Annotated in this window: 12 protein-coding genes; 5 read left to right on the plus strand and 7 right to left on the minus strand. The window is 63.0% G+C overall.

The features are described from left to right. Positions 1–290: 290 nt before the first annotated feature. A complete protein-coding gene (locus tag KA712_12675) occupies positions 291–5,000 on the plus strand; it encodes a hypothetical protein (GenBank protein MCG5053810.1) in 4,710 nt (1,569 codons plus the stop codon). 202 nt (positions 5,001–5,202) lie between these two features. Beyond that, positions 5,203–5,718, plus strand: a complete 516-nt coding sequence (locus KA712_12680; protein ID MCG5053811.1) for a hypothetical protein — start codon at positions 5,203–5,205, stop codon at positions 5,716–5,718. Positions 5,719–5,766: 48 nt separating this feature from the next. Here the strand turns inward: KA712_12680 and KA712_12685 are convergent, their stop codons facing one another. The 4 genes from KA712_12685 to KA712_12700 all read right to left on the minus strand — a co-directional run bounded on the left by KA712_12685 (position 5,767) and on the right by KA712_12700 (position 9,903). Further along, positions 5,767–6,279 carry a hypothetical protein gene (locus tag KA712_12685; protein MCG5053812.1) on the minus strand — a complete coding sequence of 171 codons (513 nt, stop codon included), beginning with the start codon at positions 6,277–6,279 and terminating at the stop codon, positions 5,767–5,769. A gap of 58 nt (positions 6,280–6,337) precedes the next feature. Further along, complete coding sequence (locus KA712_12690) at positions 6,338–6,811, minus strand: MarR family transcriptional regulator (protein ID MCG5053813.1); 474 nt, start codon at positions 6,809–6,811, stop codon at positions 6,338–6,340. Positions 6,812–6,851: 40 nt separating this feature from the next. Beyond that, on the minus strand, positions 6,852–7,253 hold the full coding sequence (locus KA712_12695; protein MCG5053814.1) for a DUF1398 family protein: 402 nt from the start codon (positions 7,251–7,253) through the stop codon (positions 6,852–6,854). 130 nt (positions 7,254–7,383) lie between these two features. After that, positions 7,384–9,903: a S8 family serine peptidase gene (locus tag KA712_12700; GenBank protein MCG5053815.1), complete on the minus strand. Its 2,520-nt coding sequence runs from the start codon at positions 9,901–9,903 to the stop codon at positions 7,384–7,386. Positions 9,904–10,031: 128 nt separating this feature from the next. Between KA712_12700 and KA712_12705 the strand changes: the two genes are divergently transcribed. From KA712_12705 to KA712_12715, 3 genes are all read left to right on the plus strand, one after another. Then, positions 10,032–12,659 carry a protein kinase gene (locus KA712_12705; GenBank protein ID MCG5053816.1) on the plus strand — a complete coding sequence of 876 codons (2,628 nt, stop codon included), beginning with the start codon at positions 10,032–10,034 and terminating at the stop codon, positions 12,657–12,659. Between the two features lie 218 nt (positions 12,660–12,877). Next, positions 12,878–14,110: a hypothetical protein gene (locus tag KA712_12710; protein ID MCG5053817.1), complete on the plus strand. Its 1,233-nt coding sequence runs from the start codon at positions 12,878–12,880 to the stop codon at positions 14,108–14,110. 503 nt (positions 14,111–14,613) lie between these two features. Further along, positions 14,614–14,913 carry a hypothetical protein gene (locus KA712_12715; GenBank protein MCG5053818.1) on the plus strand — a complete coding sequence of 100 codons (300 nt, stop codon included), beginning with the start codon at positions 14,614–14,616 and terminating at the stop codon, positions 14,911–14,913. Between the two features lie 445 nt (positions 14,914–15,358). Here the strand turns inward: KA712_12715 and KA712_12720 are convergent, their stop codons facing one another. The 3 genes from KA712_12720 to KA712_12730 all read right to left on the minus strand — a co-directional run bounded on the left by KA712_12720 (position 15,359) and on the right by KA712_12730 (position 18,916). After that, positions 15,359–16,783 carry a hypothetical protein gene (locus KA712_12720; GenBank protein MCG5053819.1) on the minus strand — a complete coding sequence of 475 codons (1,425 nt, stop codon included), beginning with the start codon at positions 16,781–16,783 and terminating at the stop codon, positions 15,359–15,361. Positions 16,784–17,205: 422 nt separating this feature from the next. Beyond that, positions 17,206–17,607 (minus strand): nucleotidyltransferase domain-containing protein, encoded by a 402-nt coding sequence (locus KA712_12725; protein MCG5053820.1) that lies wholly within the window; start codon positions 17,605–17,607, stop codon positions 17,206–17,208. A 100-nt stretch (positions 17,608–17,707) separates the two neighbouring features. Continuing rightward, complete coding sequence (locus tag KA712_12730) at positions 17,708–18,916, minus strand: hypothetical protein (protein MCG5053821.1); 1,209 nt, start codon at positions 18,914–18,916, stop codon at positions 17,708–17,710. Positions 18,917–18,979 lie beyond the last annotated feature (63 nt).

An 18,979-nucleotide genomic window follows, 5' to 3' on the forward strand; every position in this document is an offset into this window, starting at 1 on the left:
GGCGAAGCATGCACTGGCCCACGTGGCACCATGACGAGATTGTGTGAAGAACACGTGATGAGGCCTTTCGAGTGACATCACCGGCAAAGGGGCTACGTGGGCTCGGTTTGCTTGCGCTCGCGGCAGCCGTCGCTTCCTCATGTGTGCTGGAACGTGGACCGACGCAGCGTTTCGGACCACGGGAATCCCTTGTAAATCGACAAGCGCGCATCAGCTCCGTGTGGCCCCAAGGCGAGGTCATAGCACCGACAGAGGTTCTGGTGCGTTTTGATCACCCGATCATCCCCCTCATGACCTGGGACGCCATGCCCGAGCCTCCTGTGGCCCTGGATCCCCCTGTCGAGGGGGACTGGATGTGGCTGTCAACCCGAGAGCTGCGGTTTGTCCCGAGAACGAGCTTCGCGATGGCCACGACTTACCGTGTGACCACGCGACTTCCAGACGCGTCCGTCGTCTCGACAGACTCAATCAATTTTTCCACGACGCCTCCTCGCATCCTTCGTCACGAATTCGACGTCTCTCATCACCAGGAAACATCGCAGCGGCCCAAGGTGGCACTGTTTTTCGACCAAGACGTGGACCCCAAAGACGTCGTCAGCCGCACCGTCTTCGAGGTGCCGGGGAGCGAGGGACCTCGCACCATTCCTGCCCGCAGCACAAGCTCAGAGTGGCTCATCCGCAACCAGCGTAAAAGCGACTCCGGGCACAGACGGGCTGTCCTCGAGCCGGTCTCGCCGCTGCCGAAAGATGCGCAAGTCACTCTCGTCCTCGGAAGTGGTTTGCCTTCTTTGGAGGGACCGCGAAGGACCCAGACCGCCCAGAGAGTCGACTTCCGCACCGCGAGCCCGTTTCGGTTCCTGACCCCGCGAACGGACTCAGGGCCCGGCCGCCGCATCAGAGCGAAAGAGCGCTGGGATCTACCGCTCTCCCACCCGCTGGGCAAAGACAGCCATGGCTCCGTCGCGATGAGTCCGGGGTGCCGCCGATACAGGATTCGTGACGCTGCGCTGGAGATCTCATGTGCAAAGCCTGGGATTGCCGCAATTCACACCCGAGGATTCCGGGACATTTTTGGCCAAGCCCTGGAGACGCCCTCGACCGAGGTCGAAGTTCTGCCGGCTGTCCCCCGGCTTGCGTGGACCGAGGGAGACGGCCGATGGCTGCCGGGCCCCCTCGTCGCGCTGCTTCCCGAGCAGACCCTGCGTCTCGAGGCCGACTGCGAGCCCGCGTGTGAAGTACGCGTACGCGTCGCATCCGCCCATCCCTCTTTCCTGCCTGACTACCTCGGCTTGCGGTCCGACCAGGAGATGAGCCTTGCAAGGGGCGCCACCCTGTGGGAGCACAGCGCCAGGCTTGGCTCCTCGACGGGAGAAGGGCCATCTTTCGGGGTCAACGTTCCCGTCACGCTTGGGCACTATGTGCTCGAGGCCGAGGTTCTCGGGCCGCAAGATCTCCCCTTGAAGCGCCTGAGACTGTGGGTCCAGCGCACGACACTGGCGCTACGAACATTCATGGGTCGCACGGAGCTTTCCGCGTGGATCACGGATTTGGCCAGCGCCGAACCCGTCTCCGACGCGACCGTGAGGCTTTGGCCCTCTGGTCGCACGACCACCAGCAATGCGGATGGGATTGTAAGGTTCGGCCTGCTCGAGGCAGGGGATGATTTGCTCGAGGTGCGCCACGGACAAGCCCACCTCCTTGTGCCGCATCAGTCGTGGCCTCATCAGGACGCGCTCGGGGCTGACATCGCGGAGAACGCAGACGGGGAGCATGCCCGCAAGACTCGAGAGGCCACGTTGCGTCGTCCGTATCCCGGCGCCGCCTGGGCCCGAGGCCCGAACGCAGACTTTCAATGGTATGCAGCCACCGATCGCCATTTGTACCAGGCTGGCCAAAGCGTTGCCTTCTTCGGTTGGATTCGTCAGCGGGAGGCCGGAGGGCATGCCCAGTGGAAGCGATTTGGCAACTCCCTCAGTGTTGTGTGGGAAGCCCACGACCGCCATGGGCGATTCGCGTTGGGTCGATCGGCCCTATCCGCTCACTCGGGATTCTCCGGGCGGCTTCAGCTCTCCGAAAACTTCCCTGCGGGAGAGGTGACGCTTCACTTTTCTCTCGAAAAGCAAGATGGTGACGAGACGCTGGTTCTATCGCGCGAGTCCGAGTCATTCGTCGTCGCCGCTTACGAACGCCCGGAGTTCGAGAGCGAGCTCACCATGTCGCAAGAGCCCATCATCGCGGGTGAGAACATGGAAATGATGATGAGGGCAACGTATCTGTCCGGAGGCGGCCTTTCGCAAGCACGCTGGCGAACCACGCTGAAGTCCCATGCGACGTGGCACCCAAAGCTCTACGAAGATTTCGTGTTTTCGACGGGGAGAGACGTCCCGCCGCCACCTGTGGCCCGCTCTCACTTCAAGGCCGTGACCCGCGAAACGGTCTTGGATGGAAAGGGTATGGCCACCGCGGAGTATCGCCTGCCGGGCTCTGGAGATCCAGGCCATCCGGAGCTGCTCGTCGTCGAGTCGGAAGTCCAAGACTTGAACCATAGAGAGTGGAAGGACTTTCAATACGTTCATGTTCATCCCTCGTCTCTGTTGGTAGGGGTCAAGGTGAACAGGGCGAGGCTCCTGCCTGATGAGAGCACTTCGCGGGGGAGCTTAATCGTGGTTGATGCGCGGGGCACTCCGGTCGAAGGACGCGAAGCTCGTCTTCAGCTTCTCAAGAAATCTGCGGATGACGTCGGATCGCAGCGTGAACATCACGGATATCAGCGAATCAGCACCACGAACGTCCTTGCGAGGACGACGCCCGTGACCATCGAGGCGGCGCATTTGACGAAAGGACAGTATGTGTGGCTTGCCGAGGTCACGGATGACAAGGGGCGTTCGCACCGCTCCTCGGCCACCTTCGAGATCACAAGCGCCTCACCCACTCGGATCACGTCTGCGGAACCGAGCTCGAAACTCTACTGGCAAACTGATGCCACCTCGGCTCATGTGGCTTATGAATCTCAATCGAAGTTTCAGCGCGCCATGCTGGTCTTCGAGCGCAATGGGGACGTGGTGGCCTGGCAGCCGATCGCCGCATCGCAGGCGGGCTTCGTCTCTCTTCCCGAATCTGCGGGAAATTGGGGGCAAATCACGGCCGAGCTGGTCACGCTCGGCGTCACTGAGCGTGGGCCATCAACCGAACATACGTCCTCTCGTCGCCATCTATTTGAAACCGACAATCACCACTTGGCGGTTGGCGTGAGCACGTCGTCTTCGGTACGAAGCCATGATACGACTCACACGCCCGGGGAGCGGCTCGAGCTGCATATGCGGGTTAAGTTCCCCGATGGAAGGCCGGCGCCGGGAGCCAATGTCGTCGTCTCCGTTGTCGATGACGCGCTCGTGAAGTTGAGCCATCGCGTGCAGTGGACAGATCCTTTCGAGGACTTTCTCGGGCGGGGCAGAGAACCGACGCCGATGCAACACCAAAGCACCCGCGAAGTTTGGCCTTTGTCCCTGCATGCCTGGGATCACCGTTCTGGCCAGCTTCGTGAGGCGGCGAGCATTCAACTTCGTGAGGCGGCGAGCCTTGAGTTTCGCCGAGAGCTTCGTCCCACAGCGCATTTTTCTGCAGGCCACTTCACCAACGCCGATGGTCAGGCGAAGATCAGCTTTGTCCTTCCCGATACGCCAACCCGGTACCGCGTCATGGTCGCCGCCGCCCACGGCGATAGGTCGTTCGGGCTTGGGGGAACATCTTTCACCACGAGCAAGCCCTTGGCGGTCCGGATTGGTGCTCCCGCATTTCTTCGCTCCGGGGACCACGCCGAAATCCCCTTCGTGGTTCAGAACCAGTCAGGGCAGGGTAAGACCGTCTCGCTGCGCGCACGCGCCCAGGATGCAAACGGCGCGTCGGTCGAGGTAGGCGGCCTCGCACGCAATGACGAGTCTCTTGAGTCTGGACAGCGGCGCGCGTTCACAGCAAGCCTCAGGGCACCTTCGCGAGCGACCTCCATCGAACTTCGGGCAAGCGTCCTTTCGGGTCGATCCTTGTTGGACGAGGTCGTTCACGAGCTCGACGTCATCCCTACCCATTTCGACGATCACGTCACGTCGTTTGGCGATGGTCCCGGCATTCACGACGCATCCATCCTTTGGCCTTCAGGTGAAAACGATGACGTCCATCGAGAAGAGAGCACCCAACCACGGGTCTCGCTTGCCTTCTCGCGAGGACTTGCGCTACCTACCTCGGGACATCTTTCATTGCATGCGGCCATGCAGCAGCTTTGTACTCCCCAGGTCGAAACGACTGAGGCGCTGGCGGCCTGGGTGTGGGCGGCCTCCTCGTGGCTTCCCCGCTGGGACTTGGTTGCGAACGCGTGCGCCCCAGAGCCCGACGATGCGCGCAGCCGCATCGCCACGTTTTTGTCCATTCTGGCGGAGCGTCAATATGGACCAGACGAATTCTTCGCCTATGGCAACCGCGGTCAGAAAGCCTCGGCGCGTGAGATAGACTTGATCATCGCGGCAGCACGAGCCGCGCGAGCGGCCGAGCTATCCCTTCCTTCAAGCATTGCTTCTGCCATCGACGAGGCCTCCAAAGCGCGACCTGCTGAGATCGCAGGAACGTTTCAAGCGTGTCGAGCTGCCAAGGTGGATGACCGAGAGTGCGGGCGACGCTTGGTGGCTAAGCACGGAGCTTCGTCGCTCGCTTTCCTTTATGCTGGACCTGCGCTCGACGCCGCAAGCCGCATGCTGCGCGACGGCGAATGGCGCAGCGGACTTCGCACGGAAGATCTCCTCGCGTGGCTGGAGAGCCCCCATTTGGAACCTGACGTGCGGGCAATATTGGCCCGTGATCTGCTTTCCCGAGCCACGCGAGGGGGGTACCGAGGCCTGGATATCGGCCGGAGAGCCATCGCGGACGGGCAGCGGTTTTGTGCAGGCCTTTTTACAAGTCCGAACGCAGGCCGATGCGATAAGGGCTCTGACAGAAACACAGCAGACTGAAAGCCTGGCGCCGCTGGTTCGAGGTCTTTTCCGTCTGCGCTCGGGCGATTCCTGGGGAGGTGCGGAGACGACGGCCCGAGCGCTCACAGCACTTGCGACGTATGAGCAACGGTTTGGCGCGAAAGACGAAAGCCCCCTTTTGGTAGAGGTGAACCGGCGCCAGGGCCCGCGGGTTCAACGGCACGCACTGGAATCGTTGCAGATGACTCCCAAGGGGATAGCGCCGTGGTCGCACGCACTGACCCTGTCCTACAGACGGGGCCCCGCGGCGCGGGACCAGTTCTCGGGTATACGCGTGCAAAGATCCATCGCGGGGCCTTCAGGTTTTGCCTTCGAGCAACTAAACGACGGCACGTGGCGCGTTCCGGCGGGAACCCGGGTGATCATCACCCTGCGCTTCGAATGCCACACCCCCTCTTTCGACGTCCTGATCAATAGCCCGTTTCCTGCGGGTATGGCGCCGGTGAACGCTGGGTTGGGAGGCCAGACCTTTGCGGGAAAGGGAGGCGTCAAAGCCCCGTTCGCGGATTTCGTGACTCAAGTCAAGGGGGCCATGACGGCATTCGCGCGACGATTGGACCCGGGCACACATGAGTTCGTGTACACCGCCGACACGTTGACGCCAGGGGATTTCCTTTGGCCCGAAGCCACGGTCGAAGATCGCGAGTCCCCCGGCGTCTTCGGACGCACCCGCGCCAACCGTGTCCTCATTGAATGATCGCTTGAAGAGGCGTGTTGCCGGCAACCGTCCCCGCTTCAGGCCGGGTCACTTCACCTTGGTGGCCAGTTTGAGCGACTGCGCCCTCGAGCACACCTTCATGGAGGCGTTGATGTTGACCACGTAGTCTTTACCCGGATACCAGATGCCCGTCATGTTCTGCAACATAGGCGCCGCCTTGGGCGACTTGGCTTTTTTCGTGACATAGGCTTTACCTACCCGGGTCCAATTGAAGAAGGGATCGGTGGGCTCCGTGCCAGGGTCCTTCTGTTGCGGCACGTATACCTGAACGAACGTGGTGTCCTCCTTCTCATTGGCGATCTTGAAGAAGTACCTGCAGGTGTCCTTGCCGCCCTGTTCACCCAGGTATTGCGCCTCGCTCTTTCCACAGGACGAGAACACAGCGTCTTTGGACAGGTGGGCCGCAATGGCAGGGTCACAACACGTGCCGTTGTAGGCTTTGCATGTGGCGGCGGCAGGCTCCGCCTGCGCCGTGGAATCAAAGGTCGCCCCCACCATGACTACCGCCAACGCAGCGTGAAGAATGTTTCGCGTGTTCATGGTGCCCAGGTTAAACGCGTTGCCGTGCCGGGCGCAATACGGGCAGCAACGCACCCATTCAGTCGATCGGCGCGCCCCGGAGCTCGAGGTGCTTGGCAACCCTCATGAGCGTCGCGAGCAGCGAGGCCCGTTCCTCCTTTGAGAGGTGCGCGAAAGACTCCGCATCGTTCTTGTCGGCCAGCGCCGCGAGCTTCGGAACGAGACGCCGCCCGAACGCCTTCAGGCTGACGAGCTGGGCCCGTCCATCGCGCAGGTCGTCCCGGACCGACACGAGGTCCTTGGCCACAAGACGGGCCACCAGCTTCGAGATGGCCCCACGGGTCAGCCCGAGCGTCGTCGCGAGCTCGCTCGGATTGATTCCGTCCCCCTCGAACAGAGCGCGCAGCACGACCCACTCGGCGACGGTCACTCCGCGTGCCTCCACCTTCGCTTTGAAGGCGTGGGACACATGGTTCGACACGGCGCGGAGCCAGTATCCGAGATGCACCTCGAGCTCACTCACCTTAGCCCGAGCCTGCGGTCTCTTTGCCACGTCGCGTTCCTTGCCCGGCTTGTGGCTGCGCGTGTGCGGTTTATTGCGGGAAGTGTTCGACATGCGTCTCTGCCGTGCGCCCGAAGTAAACGACCCGTTTTCCAAGGAAGGACACCATGTAGCCAGCGCACCCCGCGGCTTTCACCTTCGCGCAGAAGCCAGCATACGTGTAGCCAGGAGCCTTGTTCTGCGCATCGCGCACGGCGCTTTCGACGTCATGGCCACGGAATTCCGGCGCCACTTTCGCGTCTGATTTTGGCAGAGGAAGCTGCACGCTCTCGCCGGTGGCCAGGAAGTACGCGGACGTGCCGCGCCGGTAGTCGACGTCATAGCCCTCGAACCCCGCTTCAATCAGCGCACGGACGATGGAGGGGAAGTCCATGGTGCCTGCGTACGCGGCCTCCAGGCATCTCTTGGCAGTTGCGGTCAGTTGCTCGTTCATGTCCCGGTTGCTTTTCCTGGTGCGGCGGGCTCGCCTTGAGCCCAAAGAATACCGGACAACGGATAGCACATCATGGTTTCCTAGGCAACAACATGGCGACAGACGGAGCCCGACATCTCCTCGCCCCAGGCTACGGTGCGGGACCACGTCGGGCCGAAGACGTGGAGGACCGCAAATCGTATGTCCACGCCTTTTCGTTCAGGATCAAAGCCCGGCCATGTCCCCCGGCCGTGCAGGGGGACCATCCACCGCGTTTCCTGTAGCTGCCGTAGATTCCCTCGCCCAGCACGAGCAGACGTTCGCTTGACGTCACAGGTGTCGTGGCGATGGTGGAGATTCCGGGCGGCACGAGCCAAGTTGGGCCTTCGTTGCGTGAGGGGTGCTCGAAGGGAAACATGATGGAGCTCGTGCTGTAGAAGGTCAGGGGCACGGCGAAACCGTTTTCGTTCGAGACTTGCCAAACGTGAGTTCCGTCCTGGTTTTCGCATACCGGCTCAAGTGTGACCGGCTGACGCTCTTGCATCGCGACGACCTTCTCGATGGCGGCCACGGGATCGACGAACCCATGCCCAGATCCAAAGTCGAACCCCGCAGAGAAGGCTGGATCGGCGATGGTACCCTGGAACCCTCGGTCGAAAGGATCGTCCATGTCAATCGCGGTCTCAGTGAGGATCCTTTTGGCCTGGTCTAAACTGAGGGTCCCATTCGAGGCCTGAAGCATGAGTGCCACGACGGCGCCCACGTTCGGCGCAGCAGAGGAGGTCCCGAAGAAGAAGTACGCATCGTCCAGATCCCGAACGCGCAACGCAAAGAAGGTTGTCTGAACGCCGTCGGCTCCGACGAGATCAGGCTTATTTCGTACATCTGGTTGAGGCAGTCGGTTTCCCAACAGATCGTAGTAGATGGCACCGCCCCCGTAGGAAGAGGGTGTCGCGATCAGACTGGCGTCCATGTTCCGGGTGAGATAGCTCGGAGCGCCGAGGTAGCTCAAGACGGGGCGTTCCGGAACCACCGCTGATTCCACGAAGACGTTGCCAACGGGTCGTCCGGCGAAGGTCTCGTTCCACAGCTTTGCCCCCCTGGGGGTGTTGAACCATGACGACGAGCCAACCGTGATTGCCGACGAGGCATTGCCTTTTGACCAGATGGTCGGAGCGTCGAATGAGACACCAGGCAACCTGAGCCCAGGGCTGTAGTACGATAGCCAAAGGCGCTCGGGCAAGCGCTCCTCGTCGTTGCGTGCAAAGATGCCAAGCAGGTACTCGGCTCCGTCGTTGGGCAAAGTCTCGAGGAGCCCCGCGACAGGATCCTGTGAGGTCAATTCTCCGCTGAATCGGTAGATCGAAAGCTCATTGTCGGAAGTCAGGCGAAACACGACCATCTGAAGTCGGCTATCGCGGTCGCGACACTCTACGCACAAGGACCCCCAGGGTGCGTCCCACTGCAACCATGCGCGCACGAACCGTGGATCTTGGGACGCCCGCGCCGGAACCTCGCCGGGAGTGAGCGGCACGAGAGGAGCCACGGAATTGGGGTCCGGGTCGAAATCGTGGAACAAACCACCAAACAGAGGTACCGGACGAAACGCCGACTCGAGGTACTGGGCGGCGACGCCCGGTTCTCCACCGCCCAGCCCGGAGTTGCCAGCTGCGGTGACGTAGAGGATGCCGGCTCTTGCAGCGTCCTCGATGGCACGTGTGGCAAGGTCGTCCTGATAAACGGCAGAGATGTCGAGTTGGGCGATGTCGTCGACGATGACGTCACATTTGGCACTGGCTCGGAGCGCCTCGAGGGCTCTCACGATCGTGAGGCGTGAGTCACCAGCGGTGATCCCGGCGAAGGAGAGGCGTGCGCCCGGCGCGATGTCGTGGATGAGCTCAGCCATCGCGCGGCCTTCGTCGATGCTAACGCCCGGAAAAAGGCCTCTTACACCCTCGAGGGCGATGTTCACGGGTTGGGGATAGTTCGGATTCCCAGGCCCGGGTAGTTCCCCAGACGCCACGGCGGCTTCCATGCCGCCAAGGAGGTCGAACGAGGAGGAGATGATGCAAACCTCGACACCACTGCCATCCAGCTTGTAGCGCTCGCGTACGGTATCGATGCTTTGCGCAATCAAGGCCTGGTTCGTGATGCGACCCGTGGGCGTACCCGGATAGGCAGATCGGGGCGTTTGGATCCCAAATGTCTGCGCCTGCGAAACGACACGCACACTGGCCAAACAGGGGGTTTTGCTAAGCGAAGTGATTCCCGACTCAGCCACCCAACCGACGGCGTACAAGCCTGCCTCGTAGTCAACATCCATGGAGAGTCCATCGAGGCAGCTTCGTGCAGACACGAGCCCCTTTTTGCGAACCACCTCGATGTGAACCTGTGTCACGCCGTCCTTGATCCGGGTGATGCGGTCATGCGTCAAAGCGGAAGGAGCGAGGGCCAGAGGGACCGCCTTGGAGACGTTCAGCTCGGCGAGCCTCGAAGGGGCAACGCCCTCGAGGAGGGCAGGCGTCGGTTGGGTCGCTTCGCCCCTGGTTGGGGCGCGATCGGCGACTTGGCCTGCGGGTCCGCATGCCGGAGCCCAGCTCACGAGCAACAAGGAGATCACGGCCCAGCGCGACGCGCCGCGGTGCATCGAGTGCGAAAGTTCGGGTTTCATACAACCGAGGACACTTGACCCTGCCGGTTGGTGCGCACGATGCGAGCAGAGCCAGCCCCCGCATGGACGAATGCAGTGTGTAGGCCCTAAAGCCACCTTGGAGCCCTGCCGATGATACGCTCGAAATCGTGCAATTGGCCTCGTTCGACGGGAAACGCTACGGGGGCCGCTTCGAGACCGAACAAGAGGTTGGTCACGGCGGCATGGGGGCGGTGTACCGTGCGCGCGACTTGCAAACGGGCGAATACGTCGCCCTGAAGGTGCTCTACGAACGCCAAGGGCCGAACGCGGAGCGCTTCGAGGAAGAGGCGGCCATGCTGTCGGAACTGTCGCATCCGGCGATCGTGCGCTACGTGCAGCACGGACTGACCCCAGGAGGCGAGCACTTCTTGGCCATGGAGTGGCTCGAGGGGAAAAACCTCGAAGAGGCGCTCCTGGCAGGGCGCGTGCCGCTGGCAGACGGACTGGAGATGGTGTCGCGGATCATGGATGCGCTGGCCACCGCGCACCGGCGGGGCATGGTGCACCGGGATCTCAAGCCTGCAAACATCTATTTGCCCCAAGGCAAACTGACACAGGCGAAGCTGCTCGACTTCGGGATCGCGCGGCGGCTCTTCGACGGCCGGCGCCTCACGCGCGTGGGGGCCACGGTGGGCACGCCGATGTACATGGCGCCCGAGCAGGCGCGGGGTCTTTCCGACGTGGACGCCCGAGCGGACGTGTTCTCTTTGGGCTGCGTGCTCTTCGAGGCCTTGACCGGCGAGCCGCCTTTCATCGCCGAAACGCCCGCGGCTGTGCTTGCAAAGATCTGTTTGGAGGCAGCGCCCCTCTTACGCACGCGTCTGCCTGAAGCGTCCGAGGACGTGGAAGCGCTGCTGGCGCGCATGCTCGAAAAGGACCGTGAAAACCGCCCGGGCGATAGCTCGGCGCTGTCGCGGCTCTTGCTCAAGCATGCCGACGACCTTCGGTTCGGGCCACGCACCACGCGTACGGCCACCGACGAAGAAGCGCTGGTCAAGGTCACGCCCGACGAAAGCAGGCTGCTGGCCGCGCTGGTGGTCGAGCTGCCACGCAAGGGGCCCAAGCCCAGCCCATCCGGCGCCGTGACGTCCCCTCCGCTCGCGGCAGGTCCAGGCCTCACGCCCGTGTCGCTGACGGCCGTTCGCCGGCTGTGGCGAAAATCGGTCGAAACGCCCGTACCGCCCCCGGGGCAGAGCACTCCCACCGATCGCCCGGCCCTGAATGCCGAGACGCTGCCGGAGCTCTTCGACGAGGTCATCCTGGCCAAAATCGTGGCCAACCTGGCGCCCTTTGGCGTTCACGTGGAACCCTTCGCCAACGGCGGGCTGGCGATCGCGCGGCCGGAGGGGCCGGCCTCGCTGGATCAGGTGGTGGACATGGCCCGCTGTGCGCTGGAGATGCGGCGCATGCTGCCCGTGGCGGTGTTGGCGGTGGCTTCGGGCCGGGCCAAGCCGGGCGAGGCGGATCTGCCCATTGCGCACGTGCTCGAGCGCGCGGGCGCGCTGCTGCCGGGCGCCCCCGCCGGCACGATACGCCTGGATCCCTTGACGGCGGAGCTGCTGACGACGCGCTTCGAGATCCAGAAGGTCACGGGCGAACACGGGGAAGACCGACGCCTGATGTTCGAGAAGGGGCTCAAGGATCCCCCTCGTACGTTGATGGGCCGCCCTGTGCCGTGCCTCGGGCGCGAGCGCGAGATCACGAGCATCCAGAGCCTGTTTCAGCAGGTGGTTTCGGATCAGCAGGCGCGGGTCCAGATTCTGACGGGCGTGGCGGGCGTGGGCAAATCCCGCGTGCGTTTCGAGGCGCTCGAGCGCATCTATGGGCTGCAGTTGCCCTTCGTGATACTGACGGCGCGCGCGGAATCGTTCCGGGCGAACGTGGCGTGGGCACTCTTGGGTGCGGCGCTGCGGGGGGCGGCGGACCTGAGCGGTCACGAGGCGGTCGAGGTGTCCCGCAACCGCTTTTCGCAATACGTGGGCCGCCGGTTCAAGGAACCGGAGGCGCGGCGCCGGGTGGTGGCGTTCCTGGGCGAGATCGCGGGGGTGCACTACCCAGACGAAGACTTCCCCCTGCTCGCGTCGGCGCGGCAGGATCCGCGGGCGATGAGCGACCAGACCCGCGCGGCCTGGCTCGACTGGATGGAGGCCGAATTGGCGGCTCAGCCGGTGCTGCTTGTGCTGGAAGATCTGCACTGGGGCGACGCCGCCAGCTTTCACCTGGTGGACGCGGCGTTGCGGCTGTTTCACGACAAGCCGCTCATGGTGGTGGGATTTTCGCGGCCGGAGCTCAAGCAACGGTTCCCGGGGCTGTGGGCGGACAGGGCGGTGGAACACGTGGCCTTGTCGCCGTTGACACCGAAGATGACCCGCAAGCTGGTGGCGGCGGCGTACCCGGGCGCCAGCCCGGATCTGTGCGAGCAGCTGGCGGAGCGGAGCGACGGCAACCCCTTCTTCGTGGAAGAGCTGGTGCGCGCGCACGCCGAGCGCGGACTCGATGTCACGGACGGAGCGGCACCGTTTTCGATCCTGGCGTTGATTCAAGATCGCCTGGATCTCTACGGCGAAAACGCCAAACGGGTGTTGCGAGCAGCGAGCATCTACGGGCAATCGTTTCGGCGAAGCGCGGTGGCGGCCCTGCTGGGCAGCGAGAGCCTGAACGACGTCGAGCACTGGCTCGAGCACCTTTCAGATCGCGAGCTCGTGTACCGCCGGGTCCAGGGGGCCGACCCGTGACTACGGCTTTCGGCACGGCCTGGTCCGCGAGGCGATCTACGACACGGTCACCGAGGAAGATCGGCGGCTGGGGCACCGCCTGGCGGCCGAGTTCCTGGAGCGCCAGGGGGACGAAGCGGCGGCGAACATCGCCGAACACTTCGCGCGCGCCCAGCTCCCCGAGGCGGGCAGGGCCCTGGTACCGCCTGGCGGGTGAACAGGCGCTGGGCGCAGGCGAATTGCCGGGCGCCCTCGAGGCCGTGGACAAGGCGCTCGTTTGCCAGCTCGAAGGCGAAGCGCTGGGCCAGCTCAGACTGCTCGAAGCCCGCGTGAGTTATTGGCTGGGGAACGCGGAACGGGCGGAAGGAGCCGCACGAGACGCGGAGGGCTTGCTGACAGGCGTTGCACGTCTTGAGGCCGTGGGCGAGCTGGTGGTGAGCCTTGGATGCCTTGTTTTCGAGAAGGGGCGCGGCGATCGCGAAGACGACTTCCGCCAGTGGTTCGAGCGGCTCCGCACCATGCCCGAAAGCACCCTGGACCCTTCGCGACACAACTCAGCTCTTTTCCGGGCTGGCACTTACCTTTTCTCTTCGTCCGACGCGAAGCGGTGGGGGTGGATTGAGGACCTTGCGAGACTCCAGCGTGATCAGGCGGCTCCCGCCTGCCGGGCTGCCGCCCTCAACGTTCTTTCCTGGGCCGCCGCATTGAGGTCACAGTGGGAAACATCGTCCGAACTCGCACGGTGCGCCGCAGATGATTTCGCCACTGCGGGAAACATGCAGGAATCGCTGATCAACCGCGAAAATGCGGCGGTCGCCATGGGCGTGTTCGGCGCTCTCGAGGAGGCAGTCAAGCTGAGCCGTGACGTCGTTCGTGAAGCCTCGAGGCATTCTGGTCCCTTGACCGTGAACTCAGCAAGCGCAAACCTCGCGCACCTCCTGCTCGAGGCCGGACACTTCGAGGAAGCGGCCTCGGTGGCAGAACAGTGCGCTCAGCTGTGCGCCCGTCATGGTCACCAGCGGCTCGAGCCGTTCGCTTGGTGTACTGCCGCTCGTGCAAGGCTCGCCTTGAACGATTTCGCCCGCGCTGAAGAGTCGTGCCTACGAGCGGAAGCAAGCGTTGCCCCGTCCTCGCCTTTGGTCTCAGTGGCGCGCGCGGTGCGCGTGCGCCTCCTGCTGAGCTCGGGCTCACAGGCGGAGGCCGCGAGCGCCGCCCAGGAAATGCTCGAAAGCGTGGATAGACTGACGGCCTCCGACTTTTCGTCGGACGAGGTCTTCGTGTGGGCCACCGCGGCGCTCGCCTTCCAGGAGATCAAGGACGAAGCGAACCTGCGTCACTGCATCAACGAGTGTCTGACGAGCGTTGAGAAGCGTTTTCGGGTGAGCGCGGGGGGCGTGGTCGGTCCCGAGGCTGCGATGAGGCTTTCCGAACTGGAAGGCTTGCCGGCCTCTGCCCTCCCCAAAATGGGGTGAGGCCGCTGCCTGGCTGGCTTTGGGCGGGCTGCTCCGCGGGCTCCGAACGCCTTCGCGTTGGGGCATCAAGCCGGGGCCTTTACAGGATGGCAACACGAGAGGCGTCAAGTCCCTGACGAGCGCCACAATCTCGACTTGCGAATAAGGGCTAAAAACTGGTCTAATTGGGCTGCTTGGCGTCCGGCCAGGCAGAACCAACCAAACCAAGGATTGAACCATGAAGAACGTCAAGACCAAGTCCGGAGTGCGCGCAGGGGGCTTCGCCCTCAACCACAACCGCGGCCTGCTCTAAGCAGCCGTGGCGCGAAGCAAAGCCTCGTCCCGGATCTCACGGGGCGAGGCTTTGCTTTTTCGTACGTCAGGAACCTGCGGCCACGACGTGGTCACGACACGGCTGTCATGGACCCGTCCCTTTCCGCCCCCTATCGCGGCAAACGATGGCGGGCAGCTCAGGCATGTTCATTGCTCTTGCTGTCCTCATGTTCCGAACGAGAGGACCAACTGTGAGCCGAGTCGCGGTGAGCCTGCAGTCCCCCCAGAACAGCGAGTGGCAACTCGAGCTCATCGACGGCAAAAACGCGTTACTCGACGGAAGGAGCGCGGAAGGAACCGTGGAGGTTGTTTCGACGGGAGTCTTCGAGGACTGCGTTCCAGATGTCGACTGCGCCCGCGACTACCGGATTCGTTGGACCCCGCGGGCATCGGCCCGCTTGCCCGCCCGCTGGGTCTTCAAGGCGGGCTTTGCCGGTGTGCCGAACGCAGTTGAAGATCCGAACATCCTCGTCACGCTCGAGGAGCCGTGAGCGGATGCCCCCCCGGGCTGTCGAAAAGCGCCGCACGGGCGTAGCGCATAAGGCTTCACGAGCACACCGGCCGCGTGGTTGAGCTCTGCGAGGTAATCCGACCAGGGCGTGCCGTCCTTGCTGTGCCATGTCCCCATCCCCGGGGCGAGCCCCATGCCCCGCACCTGCAGAGCGTCCATGAAAGGCCGGCTGATGTCGGGCCTCGTACCGACAAGAGAATGGAACACGTTCAGGAGGGGCATGACGCCGCGATTGTAGATGTGGATGTCGAGTGCGGGACACATCTGCGTGGCTGTGTCGATCAAGACGGAGGCCGGGTGCGCACGAATCGCGGACATGGTGCCATCATGTCGCGCCAACGGCCGTCGCATGCGGGCCCGGTGATAGATCCAGGCCCCGATGGGCGCCAGCCACGACGGCTGAATGTCGGTGTGTAGAAAGCCAGTCAGTAAGAAAACGTCCAGACCAAAGTCGGAGTTGACATGACCACGCCCCAAAGCGCACGACTTTCTCCGGGCGTTTTCGCGAGCGCGTGACTTGCCAGGCCGCCAATGATTGCGCCGGGCACGGCGGCCATGACCGCCACCACCGCGCCTCCCAAGTCGTTACGGTTCTTATAGAAGATGGTTTTTGCAAGCCAGCCGAGCGCGAGCGCTCCGGACAAGCTGCCGGCTGCCGTGACCGCGAATCGGCCTTCTTCCCGATCTTGGGACCATACTGCCAATACGATATTCATGACCTGAGGAGTCGCGAGGAGCAGTCGCACATTCATGCTCTGCTGTTCCTTGGAATGACTTGTTCTTTCGTCGCGCTTTAGTGCTTCGTGAGAGCGTTGAGCATCCTTGAATCGTTCAAGCCTCTCGCAGCCTGGATCTTGCGGAAATAGATCACATGTGCTTTCGGCCAGAAAACGAGCGGGCCGGTAGTGTTCCAGTGGCAGCTCCCCCACAAAGGGCCGAAGGAAGGTTTGAACCAACGGTTGATCCTCTGAGGATTGCTGTTGGACGACTGAAACAAGAGAGCCGTAGACGAGCCGTGGAGATTCATGTCGATGCTCGAAGAATCTGACCAGCGACTGGCGATCATTCGTATCGAGCCATCCTGAAACGCATTCCGCCCTGTCTTGCCCTTGCGGCTCGGTCATCTGCACGGCCAGAGACAAGGCCATCGGCAGTCGCAACCTGCAGCCCATGATAAGCGCGGTTTCTCTAACGTCCGGCGAATCGGCATTGTTTAAAGCGGCCGCAAATTCTTCGGCAAGCCCGGGGGCTTCTTTTTCGATCGCTTGGCGACACGGCTGTACTGGCAGAAGTGTTTGTATGGACCGAAGTCCTCTTGGCGAAAGCCCCGCGCCCATCCGAAGGAGCGAAATCTGACCATCGCAGGCCGACGCACCGCCTTGGACCGGCACCACCCGCAAGAGACCTCGATCAATGAGCACTGCGCCGCTTTCAGCGAAATACGAGAAGGCGCGAAGACGTCGAGAGTTCGTTATATCGGGCACAAACGACGCTACACTTTCGCCGTCCAGAACCGCACTTTGAAACCATCGGTGTGCATGCGAATCCAGCTCCCAGGCTGTCTGCGCCATCTGCATCGAGCGCACGCTTCCACGAGCGCGCAGCGCGCCTGCTCGAGAAACGAAAAGACGCTTGAGCACAAGTTCTTCGGGAATCGGCGGCAAAACCTGCCAAGTTCGATTCTGAACGCTCCACAGGCGACAGAGATATACTTCCACGACGCGGTTGGGCTCATTTCGTTCGGCGCCTGAACCACAGACGGCGAAATCCCCGTTGGGAAACTGGGCAGCGTAAAGGCTATTTTCAATCTCGACGGGAACGGTCGCTTCGAGCCGAAGCGTGTAGATCAAGGACTCGGAAGGCTGATCTTCCGATTGGAAGACTTGGGATAAGCCTCCCTCTGGAGCCGTATTGGCATGTGCTGACGTGCTGGCGATGCCAAGCAGGAACGCCAACGAAAGTCGGGACAGCCCCACCCGCAACGACCATCGACCGGCTTTCGCATGTTGCTCGTGCCCACCGATTGCAGGTCGCCGAAGGCGACGGACCGGCTGTTCGCTCCCGCATCCACGCCGCTTCCCTTTGGGCATCGCCATCGGCATCTGAAGGTGAAGACTATTCGTCAAAAGCGAAGGAGAGGTATCCGGCTAGCCGGTCGAATCGGCAACCTTCAACTTCGTCCGTACTGCGGCCACGACGCGATCTAGATCTCCCAGGTGGTTCTGGCATGTGTCAATGAACGCCAGCTTTTTGGCAACGAGGGGGGCGTCGGTCATGGGGAGTCGCTTCGTCCGCGACGGTACTGCTGCAAGTATGGCAGCAGGTCGAAGTACTCGTTGCGCGCCTTGACCTCGAACGCAATGCGAGCGGACTTGTCCCTTTCGGCCACCAGAGACCCGTCCCGCAGCACGCGGTGGATCAGATCCACGGGCGCCCGATTCAAAACCACGAGATCGACGGGCAGCGATAGCGCGTGTTCAAGCTCGGCAGCAAGGTCGAGGTGTAGACCCGCAAGAGTTCGTTCAGGGTCAGCTTGAAACAGCACAGCAACGTCGACGTCGCTCTTGGCCCGGGCTTTGCCCGTGGCCCGACTGCCGAACAGGTAAACGGCGGCGATGCCATCGCCATGGCGCAGAAAATACTCCTGTAAACGCTGCTTTACAGCCGAGGGCATCGCGCAAGTATACTTCCTGAGAGCTGCCAACGCCGTGGTCTGATTCGGTGCCATTCGATGGGCTATCACCGTGGGCGCCCACCCGGGGGCCCCGGGCCGGTCAGGGCAACCAGCGAAGCGACACCTGCCCGGCGCCGATTCCCAGCGCGCCTCCCTCGGTGGGGTTGTGTAGCGTGGCCACCCCGTGGGCGTCGATGCAGACCTTCCGCACGAAGCTCTCCGGGTCTCCCCAGGGGGGGTGCCAGTCCGTGCTGTAAGGCGCCGTTCCGTCGGCAACGATCCCGTAGCATCCGGAGAACGAAGGGACGGTGACGGCACCGTCGGTCCACGGCAGCCAAAAGGGCTGGCTCTGATCGGCGTCGGCGAAGAGCCTCACGAGGGCCTGCGCGGATGGCGACGGGGGTTGGCTTGGACCCCAAGACTTGGGGTCCGTGATGGCGGCTCTTATCACGGACAAGGCAACCTCGAGAGTCGACGCTGCCCGATCGGGGCTCACCTCAAGGTCGCCCAGCTGGAACTCACCCGAGGGAATCGCGGCGCCGTCACAGGCCGCCACAAAGCGTGATGCGTACCCGTTGGCGCCAATCCACACGGCGTACCTTCCTGGAAGGAGGTGCATGAGACCGTCCGCGACCTCCTGCCCCCAGCGCACGCGCACGGAAGCATTGTCACGCTTCGGAAAGAACCCAAGCTTGAGATGCGGGCCCCCCGTATCTGCCGTTTCACATGGGCCTCCGATCACCTCCGCACTGCCGTTGACACGAGTACGAACGGCAAAGGGCACGAGGGGGTACTCACCCTGCCAGTGGGTGTTCCCCGGAACGACGAGGTTGGGCAGGGCAAAACCATCCACGGAGACCGCGTAAGTGCCATGGGCGAGCGCAACGTCGAAACGTCCATCCGGGGCCGTCGCGATCTCATAGCCAAGACCGTCGTCCCGACGAACGCGCACCTTCAAGACCTCCCGGAAGGAAGGCGGAATGACGAGCTTTCCGTTCACCAAGTGGCATGTCTGCACGTCCAGATCGGCGGGGGCGTCGAAGGCCACGGCGTTGGGGCAAGAACAACCCGGTCCAAGCTCCACGGGCTCTTCGTGCACCAACCCCTGGTCACGCAGAATGAACCTTCGGCAGACAGGCTCTCCCGTGTCGGCGGGCGCGGCATCGCGGCCGTCTGCTTCTTCGAATGGCACCGGGGGCAGTGCCTCGACGGGCTCCGCGCACCCAGGCGCGCCCACGGCCCACAAAGCCAAACAAGAAAGTGCCAGCCGCCCCTGGTCCCAGCGCAATACGTGCCGTGTCGTCGTCATGGAACCCATGCTAGCCGCTGCCGCGCCGTGCCGATCCTTAGGCGTACCTTAAATCATCTGACC

The sequence above is a fragment of the Myxococcales bacterium genome (assembly GCA_022184915.1).
Classification (GTDB): domain Bacteria; phylum Myxococcota_A; class Polyangia; order Fen-1088; family Fen-1088; genus JAGTJU01.

Coding starts and splice junctions, on each gene's coding strand:
- KA712_12675 (MCG5053810.1), top strand. CDS start 291: ATGACCTGGGACGCCATGCCCGAGCCTCCTGTGGCCCTGGATCCCCCT.
- KA712_12680 (MCG5053811.1), top strand. CDS start 5,203: ATGACTCCCAAGGGGATAGCGCCGTGGTCGCACGCACTGACCCTGTCC.
- KA712_12685 (MCG5053812.1), bottom strand. CDS start 6,279: ATGAACACGCGAAACATTCTTCACGCTGCGTTGGCGGTAGTCATGGTG.
- KA712_12695 (MCG5053814.1), bottom strand. CDS start 7,253: ATGAACGAGCAACTGACCGCAACTGCCAAGAGATGCCTGGAGGCCGCG.
- KA712_12700 (MCG5053815.1), bottom strand. CDS start 9,903: ATGAAACCCGAACTTTCGCACTCGATGCACCGCGGCGCGTCGCGCTGG.
- KA712_12725 (MCG5053820.1), bottom strand. CDS start 17,607: ATGCCCTCGGCTGTAAAGCAGCGTTTACAGGAGTATTTTCTGCGCCAT.
- KA712_12730 (MCG5053821.1), bottom strand. CDS start 18,916: ATGACGACGACACGGCACGTATTGCGCTGGGACCAGGGGCGGCTGGCA.